The organism is Salegentibacter lacus (assembly GCF_020164555.1).
In the GTDB taxonomy this organism is placed as follows: domain Bacteria; phylum Bacteroidota; class Bacteroidia; order Flavobacteriales; family Flavobacteriaceae; genus Salegentibacter; species Salegentibacter lacus.
In genome coordinates, this window is record NZ_JAIQZB010000018.1 from 86683 (window position 1) to 96005 (window position 9323).

Annotated in this window: 7 protein-coding genes; 1 reads left to right on the forward strand and 6 read right to left on the reverse strand. The window is 37.6% G+C overall.

Annotation, left to right across the window (positions count from 1 at the left end; translation table 11 throughout):
- Positions 1–119: 119 nt before the first annotated feature.
- Positions 120–878, reverse strand: a complete 759-nt coding sequence (locus tag LB465_RS14520) for a CDP-alcohol phosphatidyltransferase family protein (protein ID WP_224470616.1) — start codon at positions 876–878, stop codon at positions 120–122.
- A 160-nt stretch (positions 879–1038) separates the two neighbouring features.
- On the opposite strand from LB465_RS14520, the gene lnt reads away from it, so the two are divergent.
- Positions 1039–2631, forward strand: a complete 1593-nt coding sequence (gene lnt, locus LB465_RS14525) for an apolipoprotein N-acyltransferase (RefSeq protein ID WP_224470617.1) — start codon at positions 1039–1041, stop codon at positions 2629–2631.
- Positions 2632–2961: 330 nt separating this feature from the next.
- Here the strand turns inward: lnt and LB465_RS14530 are convergent, their stop codons facing one another.
- The 5 genes from LB465_RS14530 to LB465_RS14550 form a co-directional block, all read right to left on the reverse strand.
- Complete coding sequence (locus LB465_RS14530) at positions 2962–4356, reverse strand: sugar transferase (RefSeq protein WP_224470618.1); 1395 nt, start codon at positions 4354–4356, stop codon at positions 2962–2964.
- A gap of 308 nt (positions 4357–4664) precedes the next feature.
- Positions 4665–5681, reverse strand: coding sequence for a glycosyltransferase family 4 protein (locus LB465_RS14535; RefSeq protein ID WP_224470619.1), 1017 nt, complete (start codon positions 5679–5681; stop codon positions 4665–4667).
- An 86-nt stretch (positions 5682–5767) separates the two neighbouring features.
- Positions 5768–6784, reverse strand: coding sequence for a glycosyltransferase family 4 protein (locus LB465_RS14540; protein WP_224470620.1), 1017 nt, complete (start codon positions 6782–6784; stop codon positions 5768–5770).
- A complete protein-coding gene (locus LB465_RS14545) occupies positions 6741–8102 on the reverse strand; it encodes an O-antigen ligase family protein (protein ID WP_224470621.1) in 1362 nt (453 codons plus the stop codon). Before LB465_RS14545 ends, LB465_RS14540 begins: the two co-directional genes overlap by 44 nt.
- 6 nt (positions 8103–8108) lie before the next feature.
- Positions 8109–9167, reverse strand: coding sequence for a glycosyltransferase (locus LB465_RS14550; RefSeq protein WP_224470622.1), 1059 nt, complete (start codon positions 9165–9167; stop codon positions 8109–8111).
- Positions 9168–9323 lie beyond the last annotated feature (156 nt).

Sequence of the window (9323 nt, forward strand, 5' to 3'; positions counted from 1 at the left end):
ACGTCATTTTCCTACGCTAGATAAAATTTTTTATCTCGGGTCTCAGGGTGATGATTCAACTTAGATAACCTGAAAATTCTTAAACCTCAGGTTTCTCAAACCTGTGAGGTTTGTTTTTATCACGCCCCCTCCTTCTTCGGGAATACAACCGATAATAGCACGTAACTCAAAATAATTAACGGTACGGCTACAAACTGGAATACCAGTATTAGCACCAAACATAGCAATAGAAAGAAATACCGTAATTTATTATCGGCAAAACCCCAGTTAGAAAATTTCAGGGCGAAAAGTTTTATTTCGGCATTTAATAAATAGCAACTTAAAAGTGTAATTGCAATTAAAAACCATTTATTTAAAATTAATCCGGTAATAAAACTATCAGGTTGAAACGTCAATATAAGCGGAAAACTCAAAATTAAAAGCGCATTTGCTGGCGTAGGCACACCTATAAAAGAATCGGTTTGACGATCGTCTACATTAAACTTTGCCAATCTGTAAGCAGAGGCCAAACTAATTAACAAACCAATTAAAGCAAGCGTATTGAAATTCCAGTCCCACCAACCGGAATTAACTTCCCAGCCGGTATTTTCTACACCTGAAGTTCCGGGTAAGGCGTTATCCAGCAACTGATACATTACAATTCCGGGCACTACACCACTGGTAACCACGTCGGCCAGGGAATCCAGTTGTAGGCCAAGTTCTCCAGCTACTTTTAAACTTCGGGCCGCAAGGCCATCAAAAAAATCGAAGAAAATTCCGGCGGCTACAAAAATTGCAGCCATAATAAGGCTTCCCTGTACCGCGAAAATCACCGCGATAGTTCCGCAGAGTAAATTTAAAAGTGTAATAAGATTCGGAATATGTCTTTTTATGCTCATAGATTGGTTTTCTGAAGTACTAAACTAATCAATTGCCGCCTGTTTCTTCAAGTTTTTTCACTTTCCGATAAAATAATTACAAAAGCTTTAACTTCAAAGAAATTGCTAAAAAGCCTGTAAAAAATAATAGTTTGCTATTTTTGAATAGAATTTCTTGAGTATGAAAAACTTTCTTTACGCGATTTCCAGCGGACTCTTACTGGCGTTGGCCTGGCCTACTTATGGCTTCCCATTACTTTTATTCTTTGCTTTTGTCCCTCTACTCTATGCAGAATTCAAAGTAAGAAATTCTAAAAAGAAATACATAAAATGGAAGGTTTTCGGGTTGGCTTATTTAAGCTTTTTCCTCTGGAACCTTATTACGACATACTGGCTCTATTTTTCTACCGCATTTGGAGGCGCCTTTGCTGTCCTGGTAAACTCCCTGTTAATGGCGTTGGTATTTTTATTATATCATATTGTAGCAAAACGCACCGGATTTAGCGCGGCTTCAGCTTTTTTGATCAGTATCTGGATGGTATTTGAAAAACTCCACCTTGCCTGGGAATTTTCCTGGCCATGGCTAAATTTAGGAAACGCATTTTCTGAATTCCAAAACTGGGTGCAATGGTATGAATACACAGGAACTTTTGGTGGTACCCTTTGGATTTGGCTGGCTAATATCGCTTGCTTTAAAGCGGTATTACTTTACAGGGAATTTAAGGATAAAGATTTTATTTACCGCGGAATCTTCAAAATGGGAATGCTTATTTTAATCCCGATAGGGGTGTCTTACTTATTACTAAGTCAGATTGAAGAAAAAGGAGAAACTATGGAAGTGGTAATCCTTCAACCCAATATTAATCCTTATACCGAAAAATATAATACTAACGACACCCGAATTGGGGAACTATTACTGAAACTAAGCGAAGAGAAAGTCAGCAAAAACACTAAACTTATTGTAGCTCCCGAAACGGTTTTTGCCGATGGTACGGTTTTGCCAAATTTTGAACAATCTGAAGCCGCTTTTTTCGCAAGACAATTAATCAATCGCTATCCGCAAACCAATTTCCTTAGCGGAATTTCCTTTTACGAAAGATTCCAGGATCCAGGAAAAGTAAGAGAACAAAGCAATCAATTAGGCCCCAACGACTGGTATGACGATTACAATTCGGCTTTTTTAATGAATTCGGAAGATAATCCACAGCTTTATCATAAATCTAAACTCGTGGTGGGCGTAGAGAATTTTCCTTACCAGGAAATCCTAAAACCAATTTTAGGAGATGTTATGATAGATCTGGGTGGCACGGTAGCAATGAAAACCACCCAGGAAGACCGGGAAGCTTTTGCCTTAAATAATAATTCGGCTACAGGACCAATAATTTGCTACGAATCCGTCTACGGAGAATATGTAACCGGATATGTAGAAAATGGTGCCGATTTTCTTAGTATTATCACCAATGATGCCTGGTGGGGAAATACGCAAGGCCATAAGCAGCATCTTAGTTATGCTAAATTACGTGCCGTGGAAACCCGTCGTGATATAGTGCGCAGCGCCAACACAGGGATCTCCGCATTTATCAATCAAAAAGGAGAAATCACCAAAAGTTTCGGTTATGAAAAACAAGGCAGCATTAAAGGTGATATCCACCTGAATTCAGAAAAAACTTTTTATGTGAAATACGGTGATTATTTAGCGAGAATTGCGCAATTTTTAGCTTTGTTTATTTTTCTTTTTGCTGTGGTAAAATATAAGCGTACAAGACCTTCGTAAAGCTTTCTATTCTTTTTGTTAATTTTTTCCATCGAGGAAAAACGTCTGCATTCCTGTAGCTTTAATGTTGGGTAGAATAAAAAATCTAATTATATCAAACCTTTTTCTTTTTTGCATGTATTCCTCTCACTACGTTCGTCGGATACAAAAAAAGAAACAAAAAAGTCTAGGCTTACGAAACTTTATCTAAATTTATCATTCGACACCTAAATTTTAGGAACTCGCCCGATTACCATCGGACTCAAACAGCCTAAAATTTTACGCTTGTCTCATTTCAAATTTGATGATAAATTTTCGATAGGCCGAAAGAAAAATAACTAATTACTTTAACTATTGGCCGCGGAAAAATATGACAGTACTTAAGGTTTTCAGTATAATATTCAAGTCGAGAAAGATACCACGGTGTTTAATATAATAGAGATCATACTGAAGTTTCACCAGGCTATCGGTGTGTCCATTTCCATAATCGGCTTTTACTTGCGCCCATCCGGTTAGTCCGGGTTTTACCACGTGGCGGGTTTCATAAAAGGGGATCATTTCAGATAATTCATCAACAAAAACCGGTCTTTCCGGTCTTGGTCCTATCAGGCTCATTTCACCCTTTAAAACATTATAAAATTGTGGGATTTCATCTAAACGCGACCTTCTTAAAAACTTTCCGAAGCTAGTAGTTCGCAAATCATTCTTTTCGGCATATTGCGGACCGTTTGGCTCAGCATCTTTCGCCATAGTCCTCAACTTTATAATCTTAAAAACTTCCCCATATTTCCCAACTCTTTCCTGCCCATACAAAAGCGAACCCCGGTTTCCAAGAGCGTTAGCTATTAAAACGAAGGGGACTATCAGGACCAAAAATGCCAGGCCTAACAAGGCGATGATAACATCAAATATTCTAAAGAAAATTTGGTAAAATTTATTCTGGTTGCTTCGGCTAAAAGGAAAATACCGGTAAAAATCCTTATCTACGTGCTGCACTGGGATTCGCTGGGTAATCTCCTCATAAACCTGGGTATAATCCTTAATAGGAAATCCCGCTTTCAGCAACACACTTAGTTGATTGTATAATGGCAACATCAAACCTTTCTTGTATCCACTCGCCACCACAATTTCGTTGATATGATGCTCCTTAATGGCTTCTGTTAGATCTTTAACCTCAAACCTAATCAACATATCTTCATCAATTTCTGAGGAGATACGGTCTTCAGTTTTAATATAACCCACCACCATATAATTGGGGTCAGATTTCTGAAGATCGGAACTAATAAGGTTGATATCGAAGGAATTACCAACTACAAGGACGCGCTTATAAAATCGCGGGGAAGAAATTAAAGTGATATAAACAAGACGCCATAATAACAGCGGAATTAAAATAGCCAGGAAGAAAAAGAGAATTTGCAAACGATTTTCCGGAAGGCTGGGTGTTAATATCGGGGTAAGCATATAGAATAAAACCGTAGCCCCTGAACTTAATATTGAATTCTGTAAAACGCTATCAAAATTGGAAGCCTTTTGAAGATCGTAAAGCTCAAAAATACTGGCGAAAAGATTAAAATAGAGGAGTAAAACCAGGGTCCAATTCCAGTTTTGGGAGTCTATTCTAAAATAATCGAATTCAAAGATAATCCCTATCAGACTAAGGCAGATTAGAATACAAACCGAGTCTAACAAACGTAGTAATACCTTACGCTCAGAGATTTCAAAATGTACAAGTGGCCTTTGGGACATAGCTTACCTACTTAGGGGTTAAAGATAGAATTTTTTTGATTTATTCAATTTCTAATAGAGGAAAATAAGGGTGGATTTTAAATTAGAAGCAAGAGACAAGAGGCAAGAGACAAGAGGCAAGATTCAAGACCAAATATAAAAGCTCCTCACCTTTTTTAAAGGGGAGGTGGATTTTCGTTTGCAAAACGAAAAGACGGAGGGGTTCTAACATGGTATTACTTTATAACAGCCTAGATCCTGAAACAAGTTCAGGATGACGCATTATCATCTTTTCAGACAGGCTAAAGGAACGACATATTTCAAAAACCTCAATCAGAAAGCAAAACATCCTTCCAATCCTGTTTAACTATTTCCCAATCGAATTTTTCTGCCTGAACCCGGGCATTTTGACTTCGATTTTCAGCTAAAACAGGGTTCTGCAGCATTTTTTTTATGGCACCTAGCATTTCGACTTCATCATCCGGCGGCACCAAGAATCCGGTGTTTTTATGCTGAAGCAAATAAGGAATTCCTCCAACATTGGTGGAAACTATTGGTAATCCAAGCGCCATTGCTTCTATTAAACTAACTGGGGTATTATCTATGTTAGTGGTATTGAGAAACATGTCATATTCTTTTGAAAGTAAGATCCATTCCGGTTTAGTAAGTTTTCCGGTAAATTTAACCGGTAGATTATTTTTTTCAGCATAATCTACACATTGTTGAAATGAATCATCTTTTACAGGACCTACCATACAAAGTTCAGCTTCGGGATATTCTTTTAAAAACTCTTCCAAAACCTTTAAGGTAAGCATCGGATTATAAATTTCAGCAAATGCGCGTACCCAAAGCAGTTTTGGTTTTAAAACTTTTCTGGATTTAAAAGGATAATCTTTCAGAAAAATAGAATTCGGAATATATTTAAGATTAGTATATCCTGCTTGCTGAAATACTTCAAAAAGGTAGCGTGAAGGCGCAATATTCAGTTTTGCATTTTTAAATAAAGAAGCAGATAATTGAGGATTCTTTTTTAATCTCAACGGAAGATCACCCCCGTGGAGAAGCAGAATATAATCAAGCTGTAAATTTCTACACAGTTGGGCTGTGAGCACAGCATACCAGAAATTTCGGGTACTATAAGTATCAATTAAAACATAATCTGCCCAGGATTTATTCTTAATTATAGAAGTTAACATTTCAGATAACCTCAGCACCTGGTTTTTATGAGAAGAAGAGGTTTTCACCTCAAAACCTTCATTTCTAAATAATGGAGATAATTTATCTACAGAGGTTGGCGCCCCGCCCCGGTCTTCCAGTTCATTGCCAATATAAAGCAGGTTCTTCATATATAGATACTTTTAAACCTATGTCGAAAACCGACAAAATTATAATCTTTTTGTTAGTAATTTTGGGGTCTACCTTTCGGCTGGCTTTATGAATTGAGCACCCTGTTCCAATCGGTTTTTACTTTCTCCCAGGCAAAAGCTTCAACTTTCTCACGGGCATTTTTAGTAAGTGAACGTGCTTTTTCAGATTGCTTTATCAGTTTATCGATTTCAGCAGCCATAGTTTTAGCATCATTAGACGGTACAAGAACTCCGTCGGAATCATTTTTAATCAGCACCGGCATCCCGCCTACGTTGGTGGAAACAACTGCCAGTCCCAGGCTCATTGCTTCTATCACGCTAATCGGTGTATTATCAATATTCGTGGTATTGATAAAAAAATCATAGTTTTTTGAAAGTTTTGCCCAGGCTTTTTTCTTAAGTTTCCCTGTAAATTTAAGATTGAGCTGATGTTTTTCAGCAAACTTTTTGCAGGTTTTCATGGTTCCGTCTTTATCGGGACCTACCATACAAAGTTCAGCATTGGGGTAATCTTTTTTCAAAAGTAATAAGACCTCCAAAGCCATTACCGGATTGTAACGTTTTTGAAATCTTCTTACCCATAATAATTTCGGCTGAAAATCCTCACGTATTTTAAATGGATAATTTTCCATTTGAATCGCATTGGGAATAATCTGGGTGTTATAAAAACCTTCATCTTTAAAAATATCGTATAAAAACTTAGAAGGCGCTATATTGACTTTTGCTTTTCCGAAGAGACTCTGACTGTATTTTTTTGTGGCGCTTAAACGTTCCGGCAGGTTGCCACCGTGGAGAATGGGAATATATTCTAAATTGTAAGCCTGGCAGGTTTTAGCCACCAGGTAAGCATAGTAAAAATTCATTGCCCCATAAGTATCTATAAGAACAATATCAGTGGTTTTATGATAGCGAACAATAAGCCCGAGCATTTCGATTAAGCGTAGGGCCTTATTGCTTCGGGTAGAAGCCGTTTTCACCTTATAACCTTCCTTGCGTAACATTTTACTAAAAAAAGAGATATAGGTAGCCGTAAAGCTGTTAATCTGTAAGTCGTTTCCTATGTATAGGAGGCTTTTTGTCATCTACTATATATAATAGGGCCAATCCATAAACGAAAGCCGGCAGGGCAATTCGCATAGCCGAATGATTAATGGTTAAAAACCAAAATGCTAAGAACGCCAAAAAATAATAATTGTTCTTAAACTTTGTCCAGAAAATTATGGGTACTAAGATAAGAATTAGAATTGCAACCAGACCTAAAAGCCCATGTTCTGAGAGCATCCGACTTATTTCATTATGGCTGGCAATTTCCACACCCATATTTTCCTCTCTGTATTCTTTCCCCTTACCAACCCCGATTCCTATTACCGGATGATGTATAAAAGCCTCTAACTCGGTAGTGACAAGCTCAACCCTTCCGGTAGTAATATCTCCCTTCAATTTTCCCGCCGCATCCTGATTACTATACCTGTTGCTTAACAAGCCACCTGTTTGAATAAGAGAAAAGAACCATATTCCAAGGGTTGCAAGTCCTAGAATAACAATTTTTAAATTTAGATTTGCCTGTGCTTTTGATCCTTGTTTATAATAATAAATGATTATAAAAGCTATTACACACACCACTGCCGTAAAAACTCCCCCTCGGGAAAAAGTTATTAAAGCCCTATAACCTATCATCCCCAACAAAACCAAATCTATAATATTAATTAGTTTATGTTTTATTGTAAACAGTCTGGTAGCCACCAGAAAAGCTCCCATCCCCATAACTGTTGAAATTTGGTTCGGACCATACCCACCTGTTGCAGCGTAATTTGCCTGTAAATTAATCTTAACATCATTCATACTTGGTGTATAGAGATACAAGAAAAACATCTGAGCCAGTAAGGGTAGGAGTAGCATCATGATGACTCTTTGAAAATCTTCCTTTGTAATCTTTTTATAATAACAGTATAATGCTGAAACACCCAGGGCCACAGGGCCACTAAGATTAAAGGCTATCTGGTTTCTAAATTCAGCCTGATAACTCATTGTTATACTTGCCACAACAATACCTGGGATAAGAATTAAAAGATAAGTCCAAAATGGTATGGTTCGGGAAGATGTTCCTTTAAAAAACATACCAATAACCAGGAAAACGATCACCATGTATTTCCCGGTCTCATAAAAGACCATCCCATCGGTTTGCCTAAAAAAAACCTCAGCTCCCGCTATATATGCCGCGGCCATTAAGGCTTCATTATTGCGATTTTCTTTAATTATGATGAGGAAAGTAAAATATATCAGTACTCCAAGCAAAATAAACTGTGAGGCAGGCCTATAAAGATAAATAGCCATTGCTATCCCAAAATGAATGAGAAGCAACTCAATATAATTGTATTTGTATCTACTTTTAAGAGTCATTAAGTCCTACAAATTATTATAAAAATTGGAGAGCACCGGTAATAAAGCCTCTTTAGAGTAAGTCTTTTTAAGCCTTTTATGTAATCGATAAGCATCTTTTTTTCTTTTATCTACATTATGAAAATAAAACCTTATTGCCTTTCCCAGAGCTTTCGGATTGCTCGGAGGTACAAGTAATGCTGCATCATCAACCACCTCCCGACACTGCCCCACCTCAGTGCAAACAACCGGAAGTCCTGCCAAAGCATATTCCAACAAAGCCAAAGGAAGCCCTTCTGATCGGGAACTTAGAACTCCAAGATCCGCCTGTTCTAATAGACCAAATACATTGGGGGTACTACCATAATGAAATATTTTTTTACCGGATTTAGTTATCTCCTTCTTTAGCGCTTGAGAGTAGTTGGAACCCGGATCGACGCCGATCAAATGTAGGCTTATTTCCTCTATGCTCAGAATTTCAAAGGCCAATAGCAAGTTTAGATGATCCTTCTGGGGTCTCAGATTAGCAACACAAACTATTTTAAAATCAGTAGGATCGCCTTTTAGTTTTAATCCGGAATCCACTTCTTTAGAAGGCACAATAAAGTTATTGAGTTGTATTACTTTATCGGAACTCAATTCCCTTTTTGCCCAGGCCTTCAGATCATCATTTACACTAATTATACCATCAAAATACCGGGATAGGGGTTTTAAAAATTTAACATCTCGCTTCTCCAATTCTTCCGATTCCCCGTAATGATCATGCCAAACCAGTTTTATATTCAAACCCGAAAGCTTCAACAATACTCCCCAAAACCAGGAAGTGCCGTGCGCATGCACCAGATCTATCTGTTCCTTTTTTATGAAAGTCGTCAACTTCCAAAAAGCTCTCAAATCAAAACTATGTTTTTTGTTTAAGAAACAAAACCCTACCTCGTCATCCAATTCCTCCTTTAGCATTCCTTCATCTCTGGTGCAGCATAAATATGAGGCCTCTACCTCTCCCTCCAGCGAATTTGCGAGGTTTAGCGCCACCCGCTCAGCTCCGCCGGGGGTTAGGGTATCTATTAATTGCAGTACTCTCAATTTTTGATATTATATTCTTTTATCGTCAACCTGAGACCTGTGATAAAAAAAATTACCTAGCGTAGGATTTTGACGTAATTTTATTGGTAAATATAATGAACCACGAGTTAACCGATATAAGTATAGTGTTTTCATACCTGTTCCTGAGTATGGTTT

Bases quoted from the DNA above. Each gene is read 5' to 3' on its own strand.
- LB465_RS14535 (WP_224470619.1), bottom strand. From the start codon at position 5,681: ATGAAGAACCTGCTTTATATTGGCAATGAACTGGAAGACCGGGGCGGG.
- LB465_RS14545 (WP_224470621.1), bottom strand. From the start codon at position 8,102: ATGACTCTTAAAAGTAGATACAAATACAATTATATTGAGTTGCTTCTC.
- LB465_RS14540 (WP_224470620.1), bottom strand. From the start codon at position 6,784: ATGACAAAAAGCCTCCTATACATAGGAAACGACTTACAGATTAACAGC.
- lnt (WP_224470617.1), top strand. From the start codon at position 1,039: ATGAAAAACTTTCTTTACGCGATTTCCAGCGGACTCTTACTGGCGTTG.
- LB465_RS14530 (WP_224470618.1), bottom strand. From the start codon at position 4,356: ATGTCCCAAAGGCCACTTGTACATTTTGAAATCTCTGAGCGTAAGGTA.
- LB465_RS14520 (WP_224470616.1), bottom strand. From the start codon at position 878: ATGAGCATAAAAAGACATATTCCGAATCTTATTACACTTTTAAATTTA.